The organism is Novosphingobium sp. CCH12-A3 (assembly GCF_001556015.1).
Lineage (GTDB): Bacteria > Pseudomonadota > Alphaproteobacteria > Sphingomonadales > Sphingomonadaceae > Novosphingobium > Novosphingobium subterraneum.
This window is the reverse complement of the sequence record NZ_LSIA01000255.1, coordinates 1-23,527: the sequence shown is the minus strand read 5'-3', so window position 1 is coordinate 23,527 and position 23,527 is coordinate 1. Positions and strand designations below refer to the sequence as shown.

General features: G+C 61.8%; 18 protein-coding genes and 1 pseudogene. 10 read left to right on the top strand and 9 right to left on the bottom strand.

The window, feature by feature from the left end; all coding sequences use genetic code 11:
- Nucleotides 1-158: 158 nt before the first annotated feature.
- From AX703_RS20865 to AX703_RS20850, 4 genes are read right to left on the bottom strand one after another with little or no spacing between them, the layout of a single operon-like run.
- On the bottom strand, nt 159-1,271 hold the full coding sequence (locus AX703_RS20865; RefSeq protein WP_062346919.1) for an NAD(P)-dependent alcohol dehydrogenase: 1,113 nt from the start codon (nt 1,269-1,271) through the stop codon (nt 159-161).
- A gap of 15 nt (nt 1,272-1,286) precedes the next feature.
- The gene (locus tag AX703_RS20860) at nt 1,287-2,204 is read right to left on the bottom strand and encodes a helix-turn-helix domain-containing protein (RefSeq protein ID WP_062346917.1); all 918 of its coding nucleotides are present in this window, start codon (nt 2,202-2,204) and stop codon (nt 1,287-1,289) included.
- Nucleotides 2,205-2,217: 13 nt separating this feature from the next.
- Nucleotides 2,218-3,435, bottom strand: coding sequence for a cytochrome P450 (locus AX703_RS20855; RefSeq protein ID WP_062346915.1), 1,218 nt, complete (start codon nt 3,433-3,435; stop codon nt 2,218-2,220).
- Between the two features lie 2 nt (nt 3,436-3,437).
- A complete protein-coding gene (locus AX703_RS20850; protein ID WP_231735647.1) occupies nt 3,438-5,645 on the bottom strand; it encodes a TonB-dependent receptor in 2,208 nt (735 codons plus the stop codon).
- 222 nt (nt 5,646-5,867) lie between these two features.
- On the opposite strand from AX703_RS20850, the pseudogene AX703_RS28530 reads away from it, so the two are divergent.
- Nucleotides 5,868-6,051: pseudogene (locus AX703_RS28530) on the top strand (integrase); the annotation flags it as partial.
- Nucleotides 6,052-6,327: 276 nt separating this feature from the next.
- Here the strand turns inward: AX703_RS28530 and AX703_RS20845 are convergent.
- The 5 genes from AX703_RS20845 to AX703_RS20825 form a co-directional block, all read right to left on the bottom strand.
- Nucleotides 6,328-7,152, bottom strand: coding sequence for a phytanoyl-CoA dioxygenase family protein (locus tag AX703_RS20845; protein ID WP_062346911.1), 825 nt, complete (start codon nt 7,150-7,152; stop codon nt 6,328-6,330).
- A gap of 71 nt (nt 7,153-7,223) precedes the next feature.
- Complete coding sequence (locus AX703_RS20840; protein ID WP_039335577.1) at nt 7,224-7,628, bottom strand: DUF6379 domain-containing protein; 405 nt, start codon at nt 7,626-7,628, stop codon at nt 7,224-7,226.
- Nucleotides 7,629-7,664: 36 nt separating this feature from the next.
- Nucleotides 7,665-8,573: a sugar phosphate isomerase/epimerase gene (locus AX703_RS20835; RefSeq protein ID WP_039335579.1), complete on the bottom strand. Its 909-nt coding sequence runs from the start codon at nt 8,571-8,573 to the stop codon at nt 7,665-7,667.
- 63 nt (nt 8,574-8,636) lie between these two features.
- Nucleotides 8,637-10,883, bottom strand: coding sequence for a TonB-dependent receptor (locus tag AX703_RS20830; RefSeq protein ID WP_062346909.1), 2,247 nt, complete (start codon nt 10,881-10,883; stop codon nt 8,637-8,639).
- Between the two features lie 172 nt (nt 10,884-11,055).
- Nucleotides 11,056-11,658: a TetR/AcrR family transcriptional regulator gene (locus AX703_RS20825; protein ID WP_062346907.1), complete on the bottom strand. Its 603-nt coding sequence runs from the start codon at nt 11,656-11,658 to the stop codon at nt 11,056-11,058.
- Between the two features lie 144 nt (nt 11,659-11,802).
- On the opposite strand from AX703_RS20825, the gene AX703_RS20820 reads away from it, so the two are divergent.
- From AX703_RS20820 to AX703_RS20780, 9 genes are all read left to right on the top strand, one after another.
- Complete coding sequence (locus tag AX703_RS20820) at nt 11,803-12,720, top strand: aldose 1-epimerase (RefSeq protein ID WP_197423793.1); 918 nt, start codon at nt 11,803-11,805, stop codon at nt 12,718-12,720.
- 79 nt (nt 12,721-12,799) lie between these two features.
- Nucleotides 12,800-13,975, top strand: coding sequence for a Gfo/Idh/MocA family protein (locus AX703_RS20815; protein ID WP_197423792.1), 1,176 nt, complete (start codon nt 12,800-12,802; stop codon nt 13,973-13,975).
- A 28-nt stretch (nt 13,976-14,003) separates the two neighbouring features.
- Nucleotides 14,004-15,005 carry a DUF1080 domain-containing protein gene (locus AX703_RS20810; RefSeq protein WP_062346900.1) on the top strand — a complete coding sequence of 334 codons (1,002 nt, stop codon included), beginning with the start codon at nt 14,004-14,006 and terminating at the stop codon, nt 15,003-15,005.
- Nucleotides 15,006-15,024: 19 nt separating this feature from the next.
- On the top strand, nt 15,025-16,137 hold the full coding sequence (locus AX703_RS20805) for an alpha-hydroxy-acid oxidizing protein (RefSeq protein WP_062346899.1): 1,113 nt from the start codon (nt 15,025-15,027) through the stop codon (nt 16,135-16,137).
- 319 nt (nt 16,138-16,456) lie between these two features.
- Nucleotides 16,457-17,035: an RNA polymerase sigma factor gene (locus tag AX703_RS20800; protein ID WP_255355090.1), complete on the top strand. Its 579-nt coding sequence runs from the start codon at nt 16,457-16,459 to the stop codon at nt 17,033-17,035.
- Nucleotides 17,032-18,003 carry a FecR family protein gene (locus AX703_RS20795; RefSeq protein ID WP_062346896.1) on the top strand — a complete coding sequence of 324 codons (972 nt, stop codon included), beginning with the start codon at nt 17,032-17,034 and terminating at the stop codon, nt 18,001-18,003. Before AX703_RS20800 ends, AX703_RS20795 begins: the two co-directional genes overlap by 4 nt.
- Before the next feature lie 115 nt (nt 18,004-18,118).
- Entirely contained in the window at nt 18,119-21,157 is a 3,039-nt protein-coding gene (locus tag AX703_RS20790) for a TonB-dependent receptor (protein WP_062346894.1), read from the top strand.
- A 78-nt stretch (nt 21,158-21,235) separates the two neighbouring features.
- The gene (locus tag AX703_RS20785) at nt 21,236-22,201 is read left to right on the top strand and encodes an alpha/beta hydrolase (protein ID WP_062346891.1); all 966 of its coding nucleotides are present in this window, start codon (nt 21,236-21,238) and stop codon (nt 22,199-22,201) included.
- Nucleotides 22,198-23,307: a pectinesterase family protein gene (locus tag AX703_RS20780; protein ID WP_062346890.1), complete on the top strand. Its 1,110-nt coding sequence runs from the start codon at nt 22,198-22,200 to the stop codon at nt 23,305-23,307. The genes AX703_RS20785 and AX703_RS20780 overlap by 4 nt, the downstream gene beginning before the upstream one ends.
- Nucleotides 23,308-23,527 lie beyond the last annotated feature (220 nt).

The following is a 23,527-nucleotide window of genomic DNA, read 5'->3' as shown; positions in this document are numbered from 1 at the left end:
CCCGCGGGTTCCTGCACTGGAGGCTTTCGTACGCAAGCGCCCGAAACCCTTCACATATTGCGACATTTAGCAGCGAGAGCTTGAATGGCTGTTTTGGGCGTGAACCGCATCTGACTCCCAACCAGGACACTTGGACGCTGGTTCAGACCCCGAAGACATCACGGCAAAAGTACGGCCTTGATGCATTCGCCCTTCGCCTGCGCCGCGATGGCCGCGTTGATCTCGGAGAGCGGAAATGTCTTGATCAGGCGGTCGAACGGAAAGCGGCCTGCGGCGTGATGGGCGATCAGTTCGGGGATGAAGTTCTGCGGGTCGCTGTCGCCCTCGATGATGCCGATGATACGGTGGCCCGGGGTCATGAGCGCAGCAATGTTCACGCTGATCGCAGCCTCGGGCCGGGCGGGCACCCCGACCAGTCCGATCGCACCGTGCGAGCCGAGTGCGCCGAGCCCCGCCTCGATCACCTCGGGTCGACCGGAGTTGTCGAATCCGAAATCGACGCCATCGGGGACGATCGCGCGGATCGCGGCAGAAAGATCGTCTGTCGCGGCGGGATCGATCACATGGGTGGCACCGAGATCGAGGCCCACATCGCGCCGCGCAGCGATCGGTTCGACGAGGATGATCGTGGTGCAGCCTTGAATCACCGCGCCCATGACCGCCGCAAGGCCGACCGGGCCTCCGCCGAAGATCGCGATGCTGGAACCGGCGCGTGCGGCCAGCGAGCGCATGACCCCGCCGGCACCAGTCTGGAAGCCGCAGCCGAGCGGACCAAGCAGGGCGAGAGGTGCGGCATGCTCCGAAATCTTCACCACATTACGCGCGCGGGTGATTGCATGGCTGGCGAAGGAGGACTGTCCAAAGAAGTGCGAGGCGACTGCCTGATCTGCGGCACGATAGGCCTGAGATCCATCTTCCAGCCGCATTCCGGCGTAGTTCAACGGCACAAAAGTGCGGCAATAGCTCGGCAGCCCCTCATCGCAGCGCGGGCAGGCCCCGCAGCTCGAAAAGCCAAGGACGACGCGGTCGCCAACAGCCAGCCCTTCTACGCCTTCCCCGATCGCCTCGATCGTGCCTGCACCCTCATGCCCCAGCACGGCCGGAAGCGCATATGGCGCGAACTGGTCGCGGAACACGAGATCGGTGTGGCACAAGCCGACTCCGGCGATCTTCACCAGAACCTCGCCAGCGCGCGGCGCATCGACCTCCAGCGTCTCGACGCTGAAGTCCTGATGCGGGGTGCGGGCGACGGCGGCGGCGCATTGCGTCATGCGGGGTCTTTACTGCTACTGGATGGTCTGCTCGTGCTGACGAAAGTCGCTTGGCGTGCGCCCGGCATAGGCCCGGAAGGCGCGGCTAAAATGGCTCTGGCTGGTGAAGCCCAGCGATTCTGAAAGCGCGGCAAGCGTCATGTCGGTCTGCGCCAGCAAATGCTGTGCACGGTCGAGCCGAGCCTTCATCACATACTGGTGCGGCGAGATTCCGGTGGCCTTCTTGAACACGCGGCAGAAGTGCGAGGGGGTGACGCCGGCGGTCGCCGCCATCTGCTCCAGGCTGTGTTCGTGTTCCGGGTGATCGAGGATGGCGTTCATTACCTTGTGAAGCCGGTAAGCTGAAAAGTCCGAGGTCGGAATTTCGAGCGGCTTGCCCTGTGCCGGCACGCCCGAGAGGATGTGCGCCTTGAGCGCACCCACCATGGCCGAGACATAGGCCTCGCGCTCGTCTGCATGGGGGGCATAAAGCTCTGCGAGGATCTGCCGCGTCAGCGCCACGCCCAGCGGATCGGTGAAGGCAAAGCGCATCTTGCTGAACTGGTCACTTAGTGAGGCGGTCTTGAGCACCTCCGAAGAAACGCTCAGCGTGACCACGTCGAGCTCGCCATCGACAAGCCAGCCGGTGGGCATTCCGGCGGGCACGATCGTAGCGCAACCGGGAATCGAATGCGTCTCGGTCCAACTGCCGCGCTCCCAGGTCTTGACGCGGGGCTTGCCCGCGATGTGCACAATGAAGATCGGATCGGGCACTGGCGGCAGGGCATAGCTCCCTACGAACTGCCGCCAGCGGCACAGCGACCAGCCATCGCCCAGCGAACCGAGCTCCATCTCGGGCGGTCTGCCGAGCACGTCGCAGATGATTGCCTTGTTGTCCCACACCTTCTGGGCGGGTGCGGACGCGTCCTTCTCCCTTGCGAGCTGTTTCGGCATCACTCGTCCCTCGTCACCGAACCAGCCGCACCTCGAGTTTCTTGAACCCGTTGATGAACGCGGATCGCACGCGCTGCGGCTGGCTCACAATCTCGAAGCGCGAAACATGGCGCGCAAGGTGACCAAATGCCACCCTCAGCTGCATTTCCGCAAGCCGCGAGCCGACGCAGACATGAGCACCCGCCCCGAAGGCGACATGCTGGCGCACCTGCCGGGTGATATCGAACCGGTCGGGATCGGAGAAGGCAGCGGCATCACGATTGCCGGCGGGGTAGAACATCACCACCCGGTCGCCCTTGCGGATTGCCTGCCCACCCAGTTCGGTATCGCGCATCGCGGTGCGGCGCATGTGGATCACCGCGCTCGCATGGCGCACCATTTCCTTGACTGCGCCGGGCAACAGGTCGGGGTTGTCGCGGATCATCTGCCACTGTGCCGGTTCGCGCGCGAAGGCGATCATCGAATGATTCAGTGTGTTGCGGGTCGTCTCGTTACCGCCGACCAGCGCGAGTACGAGATTGCCGACGAAATCGGCAAACGGTACGGGTTCACCTCCTATTTCGCTGTTGGCGAGCAGCGAGGCAAGATCACGGGTTGGTTCGGCCCGGCGGCTTTCGAAGAGTGCCTGACAGAAGCCGAAGAATTCGCCCACCACCTGCTGCATCGCTTCGGGTGACTGGCGGAAATCGGGATCGTCCTCACCGATGAAAGCATCGGTCCAGCGGTGCAGATCGCGCCACATGTCACTCGGCACGCCGAGCAGCTCGGCAAGCGTGAGAAGCGGCAGCGGTACAGTGAAACAGGGCAGAATATCGATGATCTCGTTCAGCGGGACCCCGGCCAGCAAGGCCTCCACCCGGGCCGCAATCCGCGTCTCTATCCCCTCGAGCCGCCCCGGTGAGAGCGCAGGCACCACGAACTTGCGGTATTGCGTGTGGATCGGCGGATCGCGCGAGATGAACGGCACCCCGATGCCGCTGTCACCCGCACCGGCGAGCCCTGCCTCATTCTCGTCGAAAATGCGGTGGCCGCCATTCTCGCGGGCCGAGGAGAACAGATCGGACTGCTTCGAGACCGCTAGGATCTCCTCGAAACCGAGCACCGCCCAGAACCCGCCTCGATCCTGCGCGGGCGGATTCCAATGGACAGGCCCTTTGCGCCTGAGTTGTGCGAACAGGTCATAAGGCATGCCCGCCGCATAGAGCGAAGGATCGCCGAGGTCGGTGTCCATGCTCAGAAGTCCGCGCGAACGGAGATACCGAAGGTGCGTGGCGCATTCGGAACAAGGAAGTTGTAAGGGAAACCAGCCCCGCGCAGATCAAGGCCGTAGCCATAGGTTTTGCGGTTGAAGAGGTTGTTGGCGAAGGCGCGAACGGTGATTGTGTCGTTGCTCCAGCTGAGCGCGCCGTTGACCCTGGCGTTGGCCTCTTGCGCGAGTTCCGAATTGACCTGTGCCGAGCCTGCCACGTTCACCGCGTTGAAGGGCGAGAAGAACTGGCTGCTGGCATAGACCACGTTCGGCGAGAAGGTCACTAGACCGCCGGCCACATCGACCACATCCCAGTCGGCTCCAAGCTGCCCGGTTAACCTGGGCGCAAACGGCAGGCGGTTGCCGGCGAGGTCGGTACCCTGAAGGGTCAACTCCTTGAACTTCGACTGAAGCAGGCCGAACGAGGCATTGACCCTCAGGCCATTGATCGGCCGCAACGTCGTTTCCGCTTCCAGGCCGTACACCTCGGACTTGGGTGCATTGACAAGGAATGAGACCGGCCCGGGGCGCGTGTCCTGCAGCTGCTGGTTGGTGTAGTCGTAATAAAACGCCGAGATGGCATAGGTCAGCACGCGGTCAGCCGTGCGGCCCTTGACGCCAAGCTCGAAGGCATTGACATACTCGGGCTTGATATAGCTGATCCCGCTCGAGGAAGTGTAGCCGCCGCCGTTGACCGCGCCAGCGCGGTAACCGCGATTGTAGCTCGCGTAGAGCAGCGCTCCGCTGCCAAAGGTGTAGCTTAGCGCCACCCGACCGGTCAGTGCGTTGTTGTTGTCCTTCAGCGCATAGCGGGCCGCGGGATCGTAAGCGCAGGTGCCGGGCACGCCGACGCACGGCACAGTGGAGGCGATCGGAAAATCAGGTGCACCCACTGCACCCACGAAGAGATAGGCGAAGGCGTCGTCGTACTTTGATGTGTCGCGGGTATAGCGGGCGCCGAGCGTCAGGCTAAGCGCGCTCGTCAGTGCGAGGTCAGCCTGCCCGAAAACGGCGTAGGAACGGCGCTGCTGCCGGTAGTGCTGGAAGAAGCCGCCGGCTGGTGGCAGCGGGAGGTTGAAGCGGTTGTCTGTTACGTTGCGGTCGTAGCCGTAGAACAAGCCACCGACGAAGGTCACGCCGCTGCCAGTATAGTTGGCGCGCAATTCCTGGCTGAATTGGCGATACTGCGACTGCCAGGTGATATCGAGGATATCGAGTGGCGAGCCGTCCGCCGCCTGTTGCAGGTTCTGCGATCCGCCGTCGTACGAAGTGATCGAGGTCAGCGTCATCTTGTCCGTCAGGTCGACGCCGATATTGGCGCTGAAGCCCCAGGCGTCGGTGTTATTGTCACCTACGCGGTTTTCATTGGTCTCGAAGAAGTCGAGCCCAGCGCGGAAGGCACCGAGGCCATGCACCGCAGCCTGCGTGCCACGATCGCGCCCGCCGTAGGCGCGCAGGACAACGTTGACGGTCTCGCTCGGCTTGAGGCGAAGCGAGAGGCGACCTTGCAGCGTATCGGTCGAATTGGGATCACGGCCTCCTGCGAAGGTGTTGCGGATCTGCCCGTCACCCTTGGCGTAGTTCACCGCCGCGCGGATGCCAGCGACGCCCTCTGACAGCGTGGTTTCGAGCGCCCCTTGAGCGGTGAACGTGCCGAAGTTGCCGTAGCCAAGCTGGACGTAGCCCTCGCTGCCCGAAAGATCCGGCCGCTTGGTGATGAAGTTGATCGCGCCGCCGGTGGTGTTACGGCCGAATAACGTGCCCTGCGGCCCGCGCAGCACCTCCACCCGGTCCAGATCGAACAAGCCCATCCCGTGACTGGTGCGTGGCGCGAGATAGACATCATCGAGGTAGACCCCGACCGGCGAAGCCTGATTGGAATTGTAATCGTTGGCCACGCCAATGCCGCGCAAGGTGAAGTTGGGCTGCGTGTTGCCATAGGGGCTGTTGATCTGGAGGTTCGGCACCGCCTCGCCGAGCTGCGCCGAATTGGTGATGCCGCGCTCTGCCAGCGAATCCCCGCCCAGCGCGGTCACGGCCAGCGGCACGTCAAGCAACGACTGCTCGCGGCGCTGCGCTGTCACTACGATTTCGTCATCACCTTTGGGTGCTTCAGCCTGCGCCAAGGCAACGCTCGATGTCGATGCAGCAATCAGCGACAGCGCCGCGCGCACGTACCCCATACCAGCCATGCTTCTCTCCCGTAAAAGACTTGAGCTCTTGTGGCTCACATGCTGCGATGATTAGGCTACTGGGTGCGGTAGGGCTTTAGGGCCGATTGCGCGCCAATTTGACATTTCTTGCGCTATGCCTCGGTACCAGCTGCGCTGTTCCCGTCGATGTGTGAGGCCTGTCGGCCTGGAACTGGAAGTCGGGTTTTGCCGAAGTCTGGTCGAGAGAATAAAGCGGCCGGCAGATGGCGGGTAATCGTCATGCAGCTGAAAACGGAGCGGCCTGTTCAATTTGAACTTCTTCCCGATGCCCGGGCCAGACTGCTGGCGTGGCTCGAACCGCGGGGTAGCAATTGTGGACGGTTATGTCTGTCCAAGCCGGGTTGGTCACCCCAGCACCCGCCAGTCTGCTCGGCTTGTCGACGAATGAGTGACGCGAGTGGGCCCGGTTGGTCAGATGTCCCTTTCTGAACGCCTGATCCTGAAACCTTCGACCGTTCGTCTGGAAGCGAAATACCCGAAGCGCTCAAGCCCAAGCGATAGCTACGTTGTTTTTGTTACCGCTTAGGAACCTTCTTTGGTGCCATCGACGGACGAGACGAGCATTACGAGCGCGAAGTGATCACAAGCAACTTGGGTAGCCGCCGGCAAAGCCATGAACAATAAATTCGAGGCACATTGGAGGTCGGTCGGAACGCCTCCTTCAAGCGGTTAGCGCGGCGAGATGTGTCTCCCAAGCGATTGTGTCGTTGTGCGAATGCGTAAAGCCGATCGAACGTTCGAAGTCCACGCAGGCTTTCGAACGGAAGGCAACGATGTAAGTACGCCGCCAGCGGTCCGGCGAGGTATTCCCCCCTGAGCCGTGGACGATCAGTTCGTCATGCACGGTAATGTCGCCCCGCTTCAGCGGCAGGTCCACGACCATATCGGCATCGGTCAGTTCGACGCTGAGGATGTGAGATTTGCTGCGATCTTCACCCATCAGAGGGCGGTGCGGACGCAGGCCTTGCTTCTGCGAACCCGGCACAACCTTGAGACAACCATTTTCCGGATCGGCATCGTCGAGTGCGAGGCTGCAGGTCGCGGTCAATGGCTCAGGGGTTCCGGTGGGCCAGTAACCGAGGTCCTGATGCATGGTAAAAACAGCATCGGGCTTTGCAGGGCGTTTCGCGAGGAACTGGTCATAATCCAGAGTTGCAGTCTCTCCAATCAGCTGTCGGGAGATCGAGGCTGCGCGCCGTTCGTAAAGGTTGTCGCGCAAGCTTGGTTCATAGTGACGCGGCAATACGGCATTTACCAGGCTGAAGTTCTCGAATGCACGGTCATATGGCCCGGACATGTCACAGAAATCCTTGCCCATGCCGCTGACTTCGCCCCGAATGAAGCGCTCGAATTCGGTCTCGAGCGGCGCAAGTTCCTCCTCGGTCATCACGCCGCGCAAAGTGATGTAGCCATCGCGATGGAACTGGGCGATCTCCTCTGGCGTGAGGATATAATCGTCCCCCTGTCTACCGAACTGCTGCGTCATGTGTGCTCAAACCTTCGTTTTCTTGATGAGCTTCCAAAGCCCCATGTTAGAATCGCCGGATGCCTATCCTGTCAGGCGATGCAGATGGTGCCGTATCGTTCGGCGTGCATCGGGAAGATATGCACGTCTGGCGGGAAGTAGGAATAGCGGATGCGGGCGAGGACTTCGATCTTGTGGACGCCCGGTTCGAGGCCGCCCGGCTTGTCGACGAGGATTTCGCCCCATTCGGTCAGTCCCCAGCGCGCGGTGGTCTCTTCGCGCATTTCGGCCATGGTATAGACTTCGTCGCGGATGCCGAAGCGGTTGATCTCGTGATCGTAGAACACGCCGTCGACGGTGACGTCGAAGCCGTCGAGTTGCGACAGGCGGGTGCCGTGGTAGTTGGGAATACGGATGCGGATGGCAAAGCCTTCGCGCGCACCGACAGGGCCGAAATTGCGGAAGCCGGTGCTCTGGATGAGCTGGTGTTCGAGCATGGTGTTCTCCGGGAAATCTTGGGGGGGCGGAAGGCCTCAGGCGAACTTGCCTTCGTCGAACTCGCGCTCCAGCTTGCGCAGCAGCACGTGCTGGCGACGGACCTGATCGATCGAGCGCCAAGGCGCGCGCCAGCCTTCGTACTCGCTAGACAGGTAGCCCGAATAGCCCGAGCGCTTGATCGCCGAGATCACCGGCTTCCACGGGATGTTCTGGTCCTCGAGGTTCTCGTCGATATCGTGGAACTTGGCCTGGATGAACACGACGTACTTGGCGATGTCGAGGAACTCCTCCGGATTGACGGCAATGCCGTTGAGGAATTCCATGTGCTTGCGCGCCTCGTCGTTGATCTGGTGCGAGCCCCAGTGCGTCAGCGGGCGGTCCTGAAAGATGCCAGTGTCGATCATCAAGCCGAAGTTCTTCGTGCCGGTGCGCTCGATGAAATTGATGTAACCATCGACGACTTCATGCTTGATCGGCGTGGGAGCGTGGATTTCCGGACAGATGACCACGCCGAGCTTGTGGGCAAGATCGAGGTTGCGCTCGGTATAGGCCTCCCACTGCGGTTCGGGGATCAGGTCGTGCGAAAGCACACCGAACTTCGGACGCAGGAACTTGAAGCCCAGCTGGTGGGCAAGGCGCAGGTCGCGCTCCAGCTCCGCGGCACCTTCCTCGACGGTGAGATTGCGCCCCAGCGTAATGCGCATGTCGACCCACGAGCACATGTTGGTGGGTTCCAGCTTGTACTTGTCGAGCAGGCCGAACCAGCGGTCGATAAACTGGCTGGAGGGGTTGGGGTAGCCTTCGATCTGTCCTTCGCCGAGGATCTCGATTCCAGTGGCACCGGTATCGGCGATGTGATCGAACGCGTCTTCCAGCGTCATGACCGATCCGTAGTCGTCGACGTAGCTATAGGTTGAAACACCGTATTTGAACGAACCGGGCATGTCTTACTCCTGGATGGCGGGAGAAGGAGCCAGGCTTCACCTCCCGCCGGTACGCGTGTCAGATCAGAAGTTCACGCTCGCCCGCACGCCATATGTGCGAGGCGGCTGGAACTGGTAATTGTCGCTGAAGCCGTTGAAGTTCTGCTCGGCGAAGGACAGAACGTTCTTGTTGAAGACGTTGCGGACGTAGGCCTGCAGCTTCCAGCCACCGGCGTTGGGCTCGATCGATGCCGAGAGGTTGCCGAGGAAATACGACGGCGAGCGGATCTGCGACAAGTTGAAGGCCGAGAAGTAGAAGCTCGAGGAGTACTTGCCGTCGGCACGGAACGAGAGCAGGTGATCGCCCAGTGGTACGCCCTGTTCCAAGCCCATGGAGGCGGTGAAGTGCGGGGCGTTGGGCAACTGGTTCTTGCTGATGTCGACGTTCTGGTTGTTGCCGTTGCGGACGATGATGTTATCGCCGAACTTGGTGTCGAGAAGCGTGCTGTTGACATAGAGCTTCGTGTTCTCGGCTACGCGGGCATTGAGCTGGCCTTCCAGGCCAAGGACGCGGGCGCTGCCGACGTTGAACACGCCGGTCGAGCAGGTCGGGCAGGTGCTCTGCTGCGCCTGATAACCCTTGTAGTTGAAGTAGAAGGCGGCGAAGTTGAGCTGCAGGGCATTGCCCATCAGCGTATTCTTCGTGCCGATCTCGAAGGCATCGACCTGTTCCGCGCCATAGGGCGTGGCGGCGACCGAGCCGTTGGAGTTGAAGCCGCCCGACTTGTAGCCGCGATCGTACTTGGCATAGATCAGGCGGCCCGACTCCGGACGCCAGTTGAGGCCGAGGTGCCAGGTCGGCTTGCTTTCCTTCGTTTCGCCATTGCCTGAATTGACGATCGGGAACGGCGGGCAGGTGCCGGGCGCCGGGAAGCCGTTGCCGCATAGCGGAAACGCCAGTGCGGGCAGGACAAGGCGGGAGTTGCCGGTACGCGACTTGTTGTCCCAGGTGTAACGCGCGCCGGCAGAAAGCTGGAGTTGTTCGTTCAGGTCATAGTCTGCCTGGGCAAAGATGGCGTCGGACTTGGTTTTCACCGCAAAGTCGAAGGCAATGCCATAGCGGAACGATTGGTCGGCGTTGGGCGCGAAGGAGAGCGGCTGACCGGGTGCGAAAGCGCCGGTCATTTCGCGATTGTACAGGCCAGCTACGAGCGCGTTGTCTTCGGTGAAGCGGAAGTAGCCCGCCTGGATGAAGAGCTTGCCGGTCTTCTCGTTGCTGATGCGGACTTCGTGGTTCCACGTCGTAGGCGCCTGGGTGTTGAGGTACTGGCGATTGGCCGGATAGTTTGGGCCGGTGGCGTCGAGCGTGAGGTCGAACCGCTGCTTGTCCCATCCGCCCGAATAGATCAGGTTGAGGTTGCCAAGACCGCTATAGCTGGCTTCCCAGCGGATGCGTTCACCCTTGAGTACGGTGCGGGTGGGGGAATCGCTGCGGAATGCCGGGAGCGGATCGAAGCTGGGCTGGGGCGCGCCGAGGGTGTTCTTGAGCACGGCCTCGCCGTCAGTGTCGCGATCATCGCGCTGGTAGGACACCCACAGGTCAAACCCGTCCTTGGCGAAGCGGGCCTGGATGCGGCCGGACTTGAAGTCCTCGTTGTCGGCCGACTTCATCACGCCGACCTGGCGGCGGTAGCCGTCGTGCTTGAGGAACACGCCCGAAGCGCGCAGCGCGAAGTTGTCCGACAGGGCGAGGTTGACGGCGGCGTCGGCGTTGGTCGTGTCGTAGTTGCCGTATTCGAACGAGGCGGAGACCTCGTTCTTGAACTTGGGCCGGTTGGTGACAATGCTGACGAGGCCGCCGGTCGAGTTCCGGCCCTGCAGAGTGCCTTGCGGACCTTTCAGGACTTCGACACGAGCAACGTCATACATCGAGGTGTTGATCGAATAGGCGCGGTTGGTGAAGAAGCCGTCGCGCGAGACAGGCACGGAAGGATCGCCCAGCTCGGTGACGTCGGTCGAGGCGATGCCGCGCACCGCGATATAGGCGGAACTGTTTGAGCTGGAGACATTGAGGCTGGGGTCGATCGACGAAAGGTCCCGGACCGAATTGATGCCGCTGTCGGCAAGATCAGCGCCGGTATAGACGTTGAGCGCAATCGGCGTGTCCTGCGCGGTCGTCTCGATGCGGTTGGCGGTGACGATGATATCGCCCACGCCGCGATCGGCGTCATCGGACTGACCGGCGTTCTGCGATTGCTGTGCGCTTTGCGCGAAGGCTGGCGTGCCCAGCGCCAAGGCGGACGTAGCAAGCAGGATGGCAGTGATCTTCATGGCTTTCCCCTCCCGAAAAAAGACGGCCGACACCTTGATGGTCGGTCCATTTGATCGCCGATTAGATAGGTGGCACCTGTGCGTCAAGCGTAAATCTAATCACCGCTCTGATTGCAGGACGGCGCGATGGCGCAGGCGCGGCGATGCGCCGTGGTTCAGCATGTCGGAGAGTTCAGTTTGCCAGAGCGGCCAAAGTTGCGCGGGCGACAATGGCCTCGGCGATGTCGACAGTCGGCACGGCGCTCTCGCTCGGCCGGATCACGCCCTTCTTGCGCATCGAGGAGAACCCGTAAATCGCCGACCAGAAGGCGATCACGCGCAAATCGGCCTCGTCGTCGGTCACGCCGGGGAGTGCTGCCCGCAGGTGATCACGCAGGTTGAAATGCCCCTTGAGCTGGTAATCGAGCAGCGCCGGGTCGAGTACTGGCGAGGTCAGCTCGCTCTCGTACATGAGGTCGAGCAGAAAGGGGTTGGTTTCGGCAAAGCGGATGAACAGCAGGCCCATGCGGCTGAGCTTTTCCGCAGGGGTGACGGTGCTGCGGCGGACTTGCTCCGCGCCGTCAAGCATTTCCTCAAAGCCTTCAATTGCCAATGCCAGCAGAAGTGAGCGGCGGTCAGGGAAATGGTGGTAGGGTGCGCCCGGCGAGACACCGACCTGCTGCGCCAAGGTGCGGATCGATAACCCGTGGTGCCCATGCTGCCGCACGTATTCGCGGCCGGCATCGAGCAGATCGCGGCGCAGGTTTTTGCGGTGATAGGGCTTCTTGGCGGGCATCAATCTCTCGGGCCACCGGGAAAATGGTGGATTATCGCATTGCTTCCCTAACAGCAAACCACCTTCTTGCCAGACCGAAACCGACCGCCATCGCGCAATAGGGTTGGTGGACCGCAGGCCTTTCAACAGATTGTGTCGACCGGCTTGCCAGCCAATCTGATCAATGATCAAAATGTTGTCATGGATGAATACGGTCTGCTGACGCTTGCGACGTCGAATTACGAAGTGACGATTGCGCCGCAGGTCGGCGGTTCGCTGCGCAGTCTGGACTGGAGGGGGCTGCCAGTCTTCCGCAAAGCGCGGACCGGGCACATTCTGGACGCGGCGTGCTTTCCCATCGTTCCGTTCTGCAATCGCATCGCGCTGGGGCGCTTCGCGGTAGATGGGGTCGAGCATAGGCTGCCGTCCAACTTTCCGGATACCTGGCATCCGCACGCGTTGCACGGCTATGGCTGGGTGCGACCGTGGCAGGTGATGGCGCTTGATGGCGCGTCAATCCGGCTGGTCCACGATTACGACGACGGGGTGTGGCCGTGGCGCTATCGGGCTGAGCAGCAAGTGACGGTGGCGGCCGACGGCGTGCGGATTCGCATGAGCGTGACCAACCTCAGCAGCAGCCCCATGCCGGCGGGACTGGGCTTTCATCCGTATTTTCCAGGCGATGACAGCGCCGTGTACCATGGCCTGCATCGCGGTGAGTGGGAAACTTCGCCCGATGGGCTGCCGCAGTCGCTGGTCGACGCGGGCAGGGCGGTGGACTGGTGGCAAGGTGCTCCGATGACGAGCCGCGTGGTCGACACGATTCAGGAAGGCCGCAAGGGGAAGCTGACAATCCAGAGACCTGCTGATGGCCTGCTGATCGAGATGGAACCGTCCGATGGACTGCCCTGTACCGGTGTCTATGTCGGGCGGGATGCAGATTTTTTCTGCGTCGAACCGCTCAGCCATCCGACTGATGCCATCAACCGCGCGCCCGAAAAGATGGCGATGCTGGCGGAGGGCGAAACGCTTAAGGCAAGTCTGCTCATCCGCGCCGGCCGCATCCGGACGCAGGACGATTGACTTCGTCGCAAGATAATCTAATCAACGATTAAATTGTGGCATAGGCGAAGCATGCCTGATGGCTGCCCGGGAGGATTGGATGGAGCCTGTCAGGATCGGTGTCGTCGGCGCGGGCGATATCAGCCCGGTCTATCTCAACGCGATTACGCGTTCGCCTGCGCTGGATCTGCGTGCAATAGCCACGCGTGATCCTCAGGCAATTGCCGAGAAGGCCACCGCTTTCGGAGCACGGGCCGTTTCGGTGGCGCAGCTGCTGGCCGACGAAGCGATCGAGCTTGTCGTCAATCTCACCCCGGGCGTGGCGCACGAGGAGATCAACGGCGCTGCGCTTGAGGCAGGCAAGCATGTCTATTCAGAAAAGCCCTTCGCCCTGTCGCTCGGCGCGGCGCGGCGGCTCGCCGACCTTGCCGAGCGCCGGGGCCTGCTGATCGGTTCGGCACCGGACACCTTCTATGGCAGCGCACATCAGGCAGCGCGCAAGGCGCTCGATGCGGGCGCGATTGGGAAGGCGGTGTTCGGCACCTCGTTCCTCGGGCTGCCAGGCCTTGAGTTGTTCCACCCGAGCCCGGAGGCATTCTACCGTCCGGGGGGTGAGCCGCCGTATGATGCCGGCCCCTATTACACCACGATGTGGATCAACCTGCTCGGCCCCGTGAAGCGCGTTTTCTCCGTTTCGGGCGCAGGCAAGTCAGAGCGTACCATCCTGCGTGGCCCTCGTCAGGGCACGCCTTTTCCGGTGACTGTCGACACAACGTTCAACACTGTGCTTGAATTTGCCGAAGCCTCGGTCAGCTTCATCATCTCGCTCGACGTTGTGGTGCCTACGCTGCGGCCAGGCGAACTATTCGGGTCAGACGGCATTTTGGCCATGGCCGACCCGATGTTCTTCGGGGGAGAGCCTGCGGTGATTGCGCCGCCTGCGCCGCGCATGGGCCTCGTTACCGCCGATCAGGGCTTTGCTACGCCCAACCGGCATGACCACACAGGGCGAGCGGTGGCCGATTATCGCGGCGCAGGGCTCGTCGATCTCGCACTCGCGATCCGCACCGGCAGCAGACACCGCACCGGGGCCGAGTTCATCGTCCACTCGGTTGAGGTGATGGAGGCCATCGTCAGGTCAGCCACGACGAATTCGGTGATTGACCTTGAATCCACCTGCGAGCGTCCCGCGACCATCGACCTCCAATCCGATGCCGCGCTGATTGCGCTGACGGCATCGCCTTTCGATCTGGCCGAGAGTGCCTGGGCCCACTGATTTCTCGCTTTTGATGGAGCTTCCCCAAATGTCCGCACCTCACCGCATTCTGGCTGCCAAATTTGCCTGCAGCCTTGCCCTGATTGCTCCTGCCGGCGCGATTGCTGCCGATGGCCCGCCTGATGGTTCGACGCCCGAACAGAAGGCGGCAATCGCCAAGGATCCGGCCTACCGCAAGCAGGATCTCATCCTCACGAACCTGCCGCGCAACAGGGCCGCGCCGAGAATGCTTTTCAATGGTCGCGATCTGACCGGGTGGGATAGCTGGCTTGGTTACACCGTGCCAGCCACGACTTACGGGACGCCCAGCAGCGCGCCGATCGGGCTCAATCACGATACCTACGGCGTGTTCAAGGTCGTCCAGGAAGACGGTGCGGCGGCGATCTATTCCAGCGGCAAACTGTTCGGCGGGCTGATCACAAAGGAGGCCCACCGCAACTACCACCTCCACGTCGAATACAAGTGGGGCGCGAACACCTGGATGCCGATGCCGCGCAATAACGGCGTCCTCTATCACTCGCACGGGGCCTATGGCGCGTTCTTCGGCACATGGATGAGTGCGATCGAGTTCGAGGTGGTGCCGCATTCGGTCGGCATGCTGCTGACGGTCGGCGATTCGAAGGGCAAGCCCTCGTTCGGGACAGTGGACTGGCGCGTGGGGGCGACAGTGGCGGTCGCCAATGATCCGTCGATTCCCTATCCGAGCCGCCGCTACTTCCATGGCGGCCTGCCCTCGAATTTGAGCTTCCCGACGTGGAACGTCGATGCCGGGACCGACGCGGAAAGGCCGCTCGGCGAGTGGAACTCGCTCGACCTCTATGTCTTCGGTGACAGGTCGATCCACGTCGTCAACGGCGTACCGGTGATGGCGGCGACCAACCTCACCACCAAGGACGCCAAGGGCCGGACGATCCCGCTGACGGCAGGCAAGATCCAGCTGCAGTCGGAGGGGGCGGAGACGTACTTCCGCGCGATCACGATCGAGCCGATCCGCCGCCTGCCGACAATCACCGAACGCAAACCGGGCTGACAGAAAAGGAGCGGGCATCATGGCAAAGACTGTCTTCGAGCAGGTGACGCAGCAGGAGGACCTGCTCGACGTGGCCGAGTTTCGCGCGGCGGCAGAGCCGCTGATGCCCGAGGCCTACCGCAACTTCGTCAATAACGTCGGCATGGAGCGCACGCTGCACGACGACATCGCAGCATGGCAGGCGCTGCACCTGCGGCCGCGGGCGCTGGTCGACGTCTCGCACATCGATACCACTGCCACGGTGCTGGGGCAGAAGGTCGCGATGCCGATCATGACCGCGCCGTTCGTCGGCTCGACGCTGGTGGATCCTGAAGGGGAGGTGGCAACCGCGCGGGGGGCAGTGGCGGCCGGTACGATCACCACGCTCAGCATGATGGGCACGCGTCCACCAGAGGCCGTGGGGGCGGTAGCAAGCGGGCGATACTGGCAGCAGGTTTACTTCATGCGCGATCGCGGCGTGGTAAAGGACGTGATTGATCGGGCCGTAGCCGCAGGGGCTTCGGCTTTGTGCTTCACGGTAGATCTTCCGGTGATGCCGGCATTCCCCAGGCCCATGCGCCTTGCCGCGCAAGCGCTGTTCCAGCGATGGCAGGAACCGGAGCACAAGATGTACGCCGTTCGCGACTACGCAGATCGGCCGATGGGGGCAACTTTTCCCGACGCTGCTGCAACCTGGGCAGATGTGGAATGGATGCGCGGACTTTCAGACCTGCCGCTGGTCCTCAAGGGCGTGATCCGGCCCGACGATGCCTTGCGCGCTCGTGATCATGGTGCAAGCGCGCTGATCGTTTCCAATCACGCTGGCCAGGGCCTGCGCCATTCACAACCGGTGGCCCACGCGCTACCGGCAATCGTTGAGGCCGTTGGGCGGGACATTGAAGTCTATGCAGACAGCGGCATTCGTACAGGCGCCGACGTTCTGCGGGCTTTGGCACTTGGCGCACGTGCCGTTCTTGTCGGCCGGCCTGTGCTTTGGGGCTTGACCAAGGGGGGCTCTCAGGGGGTGGAGCGTGTGCTGAAGTTGCTGCAGGCCGAACTCGCCGAGATTATGGCAATTACCGGCGCGTCGAGCATTGATAAGATCGATCTGTCTGTTCTGGGTGCAGGCGGAATCTCACCACATTCGCGGTAGGCCGCGCTCGGCTTTCTACCTTTCCCACAATTGCGCCGAGCGCATTGCTGGCTTGTAACGATAGGATGCTTCAGTCGTGCTGGGTACCAGTGTATGTGCAGAAGACCTGTTCGTCGGTCAGTGCTTCGATGATCTCCCATTCTATGACCCAAGAGTACGGCTTTCGGGTCCGCCGCACCCGTAATCGTTACGTCGACTCTTTCTGCTGCTAAAAAATTTTCTTGGCGGAAGGATTAGGCGATCCGGTGACTCTTATATGATGCAAGGTCGAAAATCGGCCGCACAGGAGGATGCTACGAGAGGCGAGGCGAACACGGAGCTGGCGAAACGTCGCCAGAGGGCAACGTGGGTTGCGCAACACCTGCTGCCGCATGAGCGGCAGGTTCGGGGGTGGCTTGCGCGGTCCCGCTTGCCCGGCGAGGAGATCGACGAGGTCATGCAAGAAGCCTACTGCAGAATTGCAATGCTCCCGGCGGTCGATCACATCGAGCATCCGGTAGCGTACCTTTACTCCGTAGCCAGAAACCTGGTGCTGCGCCGCATCAAGCGACAGCAGATCGTCGCGCTGGACGTCGTCGCAGACATCGAATGCGTCAGCGACGATACCCTGCAGTCTCCGGAACGTCAGACCGAGAGCCGCCTGGATTACCAACGCGTCCTCGCCATTATCGCGGGCCTCCCTGAACGTTGCCGGCAAGTGGTTGAACTGCGCAAGCTGCAGGGCTGGTCGCAGAAGGAAATCGCTGCGCATCTCGGCATTACGGAAAAAGCCGTAGAGAAACAGATCTGGACTGGGGTTCGGGCAGTCCGTCAGGCATGGCAGCAGACCGAGGCGGAAGTCGATGCGCTGATAAGCGGAACGGCGCGGCCCACCGCACGGCGTGGAGGTCGGACATGACTTCGCCCGTCAACAGCACCCGATCCTCGGACGAGGACTTCATCGCGGGGCAGATAGCGCGAATGGACTCCGGCGCTTGGACGGCAACGGACGAGGCAATGCTGCAGACCTGGCTCGATGAGGTCCCCGCCCGTCGTGGCTTGTTGCTGCGCATGGAAGCCGAATGGGTTGCACTCGACCCAGCTTCGGCCGCGACAGACTCCAAGAATGAAGAGCCATCAGCACCGCTTGCGATTTCATCCGCCGGTCGCTGGACTCGCCGTGGGTTGATGGGCGCTGCTGCCGCTTCGGTGGTCGGTGGTTACCTTGCTTTCCGGCTGGGAGACGGTGCCACTGATTTCGAGACGCGGGTGGGCGAGATCCGGCGGTTGCCACTGGCTGACGGTTCGGTGATGACGATGAACTCTGCCAGCCAGATCAAGGTGAACCTTGCACAGGACGTTCGCCAGATCGCCCTGCTGCAGGGCGAGGCTTGGTTTGAGGTCGCCAAGGATGCCAAGCGGCCGTTCATTGTCCAGGTCGGCGACGTCCAGGTTCGCGCGGTCGGCACGGCGTTCTCGGTCAGGACCCGGGGAACGGCGGTGGAAGTGCTCGTGACAGAAGGCGTGGTCGAGACTTCCGCAAGGCACGACAGCAACCTGAAGCTGACCTTGAAGGGCGGGGACCGGGCGATCGTCGGCGCCAGTGCGCTGGTCGATTTCGAAACCGGTCAGTCTACCAACGTCGACCGCGCGCTGGCGTGGCGCAGCGGAATGATCGATCTGAACGGCACGCCTCTCTCCAGCGCTGCCGAGGAGTTCAACCGCTATAACCGGCGCCAGATCGTCATCGCCGATCCGGCGATCGCAGCCGAACAATTCGACGGTCTGTTTCGTGTAAACGATCCGGATGGTTTCGCAGAAGCGGTCAAAGCAAGCCTTGGGGTCCGCATAAATACTGCCGAGCCGGGAATTATCAGAATAGAGTAGGCGACCCGAAAAAAGATCGGAAGCAAATCTTTTTTGGAAGGATTTTTGTTTCTGGGAGCTCTTGTTTGCACAGGCACAATCAAAAGCCTGGCAAGCCTGAATATGGGAGGGATTGATGTCGGTTTCGAGAAATATACTGCTAGCTTCGTCAGCTATTGTTTGTGCGGTCTCCTCACAAGCTGAAGCCGCTGCGCAGACCCGGCAGTTCTCCATCGATGCGCAACCCGCCGAAACGGCGATCAGCATCCTTGGCCGACAGGGCGATGTTCAGGTCATTGCCGCCAGAAAGGTAACGCGTTCGATCCGCACCAACGCCGTTCGCGGCGAAATGAGCGTTGGCGAGGCGCTTGACCGGCTGCTTTCAGGGACGGGTCTTGCCGCGCGCCAGCTCGGCAACGGATCTTATGCCATCGTCACGAGAAGTCCGTCGACCACGGTGACGTCTCGGCCAGTGGCCCTGACACGCGCGTCCGCGTTGACCCCAGTTAGCGAAATGACACCGGTGGCGGCCGCCACCGCTCCTGCTGCTGCGCCCGAGGAAGCCATGCAGGACGCTCCTGCGCAGCAGCCGGAAATCGTCGTGAGCGGCTTTCGCGGCAGCCTGGTTCGCGCCCAGGACATCAAGCGCAAGTCAATCAACCTGACCGAGAGCATTCTGGCCGAGGACATGGCCAAGATGCCGGACCTCAACCTTTCGGAGTCCATTCAGCGCCTGCCGGGCGTCGCGATCTCCCGCGAAGGTGGCGAAGGTCGCAACATCACCCTGCGTGGCTTTGCCCCGGATTTCACGCGCACGACACTCAACGGAATGGAGGTTCCTGCCAGCAGCGACGGTCTGGACTCGGGCGGTTTCACCATCAATGCCGGCCGTGCGTTCGACTTCCATATCTTTGCATCGGAGCTGTTCAACCGGGTCGATGTCCAGAAGACGCAGCGAGCATCGATCGAAGAGGGCGGCATCGCCGGTACAGTCGATCTCTATTCGGCAAAGCCGTTCGATTTCAACAAGCCGCAAGCCGTGATCTCGGCGCAGGGCGGCTACAATTCGATTACCCGCAAGGTCGACCCCCGCGTCACCGCCATGCTTTCCGATCAGTTTGCCGATGGCAGGGTCGGCGTGCTGGTGTCTGCCGCCTACTCGGAACGCACCGTTTATCAGGAAGGCTTCGGCTCGGTCCGCTGGACATCGCCGTTCGTCAATGGCGACAGCTGGGCTGACACCAATCCCGTCGTGTCCGGTAAGCCGGTGGACTGCCCGGCTGCCGACAATCTGGACTGCCTGTGGGCGCCGCGACTGCCTCGCGCCGATTTCTTCGGCAACAACCAGAAGCGTCTCGGCCTGACCGGCTCGCTGCAGTTCCGTCCAACGGACACCTTGGAAGTCAGCTTCGACGGGCTCTTCTCGCGCCTGGAAAACGACCGTCTCAGCTACAATTCAATGGAGTGGCTGCTGACACATGGTCCGGCCGGCAATTTCGTCGGACAGACGCCCCGTTCGTTCACGATCGCGCCAGACGGCAAGCAATTGATTGCCGCGTCGTTTGACGATGTCACTTCGTGGTACGAAAGTCGTCACCAGACTTCGGTTTCGAAGTTCCAGCAGTATGTGGCTTCGGCCAAGTGGCAGGCGTCGGACAACCTCAAGCTTGATGTCATGGCTGGCAAGGCGCGCGACGCGGCCGACCGCGAGGAGCTGCGCTTCTATGCACGATCAGTCCCGCACTTCTACTCGTATGATTTCACCAAGAACCAGGACGTGCCGGTCCTGAACTATGGCAACTACGATCCGAACAACGCTGCAAACTTCATCAATGCGCTGACAGCGGCCAACCGCCTGAACAAGGTGATCAAGGACAACTTTACCACCAAGGGCAACCTGGTTCTCGAGGCTGGCAACATAACCGCTCGCACCGGCTTGGCCTACAGCCGCAGGTCGGTGGCCTATTCCGAAGCGCAGGGCAACTTGCCCAGCTTTGCGCCGCAGACTTACCTGCAACCGTTCCCCATCTCCAACTTCGGCAAGGGCGTCGTCTCGGGTGGCCTGCCGACATTCGCCGTCTTCGATTTCGACAAGGTTGGCGCGTCCAACCTGATCTCCGATACTTACACGCCCAATACGGCTGCGGGCTGGGAAGTGATCGAGAAGACACTGGGCGGCTACGGCGAAGTTACCGGGGAGTTCGACCTCGGCGGGATGGTTCTGCGGGCCAACGGTGGTGTCCGCTACGTGAAGACCAACATCGATTCACGGGCAACCATTGCCGGTTCTGCGGTTTCGGTGAAGCGCAGCTATGACAATTTCCTGCCTTCGCTCAATCTGGCGCTGAACATCACTCCCCACATCGTGGCGCGCGCTGCCTATGCCCGATCGATGACGCGGCCGGGGCTGGGCTCGCTCAACATCGCCGCCCCGACCTTCGAATACACCACAAGGACCGTTGGCAACCTCGGCAATCCGGACCTCAAGCCGTACCTCTCCAATGATTACGACGTCGGGCTGGAGTGGTATTTCAGCAAGGGCGGACTGATCGCTGTCGGTCTGTTCAAGAAGGATATTATCAGCTCGCTCAGCACTGCCGTGGTGACCAAGCCGGTGCCGCAGGAATACTGGCAGGCGATCTACGCCGATCCGCGCTACGATGCGTCATACAATGCCGATCCGGCCAAGGTGCCCTACACCTTCTTCCAGGCGGTCAATACCCCTGGCGGCAACAGCGTGAAGGGTGTCGAAGTCACGCTCAACGCGCCGTTCACGTTCCTGCCGGGCGTCCTGTCCTACTTTGGCGTGGCATCGAACTACACCCATGTATCGGCGCGTGACTCAACGGGGCTTTCGCCCAATTCGTACAATTTCACCGGTTATTTTGACACCGGTAGCATTGGCATTCGCGTTTCAGTGAACAAGCGCGACGACTATCTGTTGAGTGAACCGGGCGGAAACGGCCACGTTCAGGAGCGCAAGTACGGTCCGACCCATGTCGACCTGTCGGCTTATTACAACATCACGCCCAAGTTGACCCTGACGGTACAGGGGATCAACATCACGAACGAGAAGGAGCGGATATACGGGACCGGGGACGGCAGCCAGTATCTGGGCCGCGAGTTCTCGCGGACGGGGGCGCAGTGGTTCGTCGGAGCGCGCTACCAGTTCTGACGATGACTGGGCCGTCCGCAAATCCCCTCGCGGGCGGCCCCCTTGCATGAAAGCGGCCGGTTGATGACGCTGTTGAGGATGGCACTTGCGGCTGCAGCTGCCTGCGGGCTGACCGGTTCGTTGCCAGCAACCGCAAGAGAGGTGGACGACAGCTATACCGTCGCCCAGCGCTTTGAGCAGTACAAAGATCAGTACAGCGGGATCACCTGGCCGGCAGTGACCCTTGCCGAGGGACAGGAGATCCTGTTCGACCGTCCTTACAAGCGCCTGTCCGATCGCAGCCTTGGCCTTGATGTATTCCTGCCGTCGCAGAAACGACGGCTGGGCACTGCACTGGTGCTAGTTCACGGAGGTGCCTGGCGATCGGGCGACAAGAGCCATTTCTACGCTCTGGCCAGCCGCCTCGCGGGCCTTGGCCATACCGTAATTCTTCCCGAGTATCGTCTGGCGCCCGAAGCCGGGTATCCTTCGGGAATGACCGATGCGGCAGACGCCCTGCGCTGGGTGCACGACAATGCGGCGCGCTTTGGCATCAAGCCCGGTTCGATAGCTGTAGGCGGAGCGTCATCCGGCGGGCAGATGGCGGCTTTGCTCGCATATGACGCAAGGATACGCACCGACGAGGCGGGCCGCGTGGTACCAGTCGCAGCCCTGATCGATCTCGACGGGGTGCTCGACATGACCGATCCGTTGGCTTTGCAATTCGAGAATGCGGCGGGCGACAAATCGCCGTTCGCGCAATGGGTCGGTGGATCGTTCGAAAGCACTCCGCAGACCTGGATCGACGCAAGCGCCGCGCATCATGTTTCGCCGAGGTCTCCGCCAACCCTGATCCTCGGGAGCGGCATCCCGCGTTTTACCGCAGGGAGAGTGGCTGTGCTGGCGGCGCTGAAAAGCCATGCAACGCGGACGGAAGTATATGATCTGTTCGATGCACCACACGATTTCTGGCTTTTTGAGCCGTGGCTGACACCTACCGCGCGCAGGATCGATCGGTTTCTGCGTGCCCTTCTGAGTTCCAGCCAGATGGGGGATGGGCGATGAAGTTCTGCTTGGGAGTCCTCGCCGCAGCACTGCTCGGCGGAGCGTCCGCTGTGGCCAGTCCTGCCGCCGATACATACGCTGTTGCACGGGACTGCACTCGGTCTGCCTTGCCTTGCTACACCTCGCTGCAGCTCGCCCTGAACGCGGCCGAGCGGGATCAGTCCGAACGATGGATCGAGATCCGCGTCATGCCGGGCGATTACGAAGAGAAGCCCGTGATCCGGCGCAACCGCATCAAGATCGTTGGGGCGGGGCGGAACGTCAGCCGCCTCCACTTCGGCGCCGTGGCACAGACATCGGGCCGTTATCACCGCGCCAACTGGGGAACGCCGGGATCCGCCACGCTCACGATCAATGCAGCCGAGGTGCGCATTTCGGACATCACGATCGAGAACACCTTTGACTATCTGGCCAACGATGCGCTCGCAGGCAGCGATGAAGGCAAGATTGCCAACCCGCAAGCCGTTGCGCTTCTCCTCGATGTGGCCAGCGACAGCGTGGCGATCAGCGATGCAGCGATACTCGGCTATCAGGATACCCTTTTCACGAATGGCGGCCGGGCCTGGATCGCGCGCTCGCTGATTTCCGGCAATATCGACTTCATCTTCGGTAACGGACAGCTGCTGATCGAAGACAGCGAAATCCGGACGCGAAAGAGGGCCGCGGAAATCGCACCGGGCGAGTTTCATTCCTTCATTGCGGCGCCCTCCACCCCTCTATCCCAGTCTACAGGCCTCGTGATCTATCGCAGCCGCCTGACGCGCGAGCCGGGCGTGCCGGACGCTTCGGTCGCGCTCGCCCGACCATGGCATCCGACAAAGCGCTTTGCCGATGGCCGCTACGCCGATCCTGAAGCTGTCGGACATGCGCTTTTCATCGAATGCCACATGGACGCGCATATCCATCCCGACCATTGGGCGCCGATGAATGGAACGTCGAGGGACGGCACCATGGGTACCGTCTTCCACCCGCAAGACGCGCGCTTTGCCGAACGGGGATCGACCGGCCCCGGCGCGGCATCGAAGCCAATCGCGATGACTTGGCGCGACGCACGTTCCCTGCAGGAGATCAGGCAGGAATTCGCCAGTATCCCGCTCGGCCGGTAGCGGATCTCACCAGACCTGCCCCAAACTTGCGAGCCGACGGCTACAGGATGGGGCCATTCAGGCTATTGCGGCCGCCAACTGCTGGTAAGCAGCCCGCCTTCACCGAACAGCGCGGTCATGGGATCGGCGCTTTTGGCGGCGCGGGAGAGTTTGTTGGCGAGGGGGTCGTCGACGGGTCCGTTGTGGCCTTGCAGGTGGTGGATCCAGGCGGTCAGGCCTT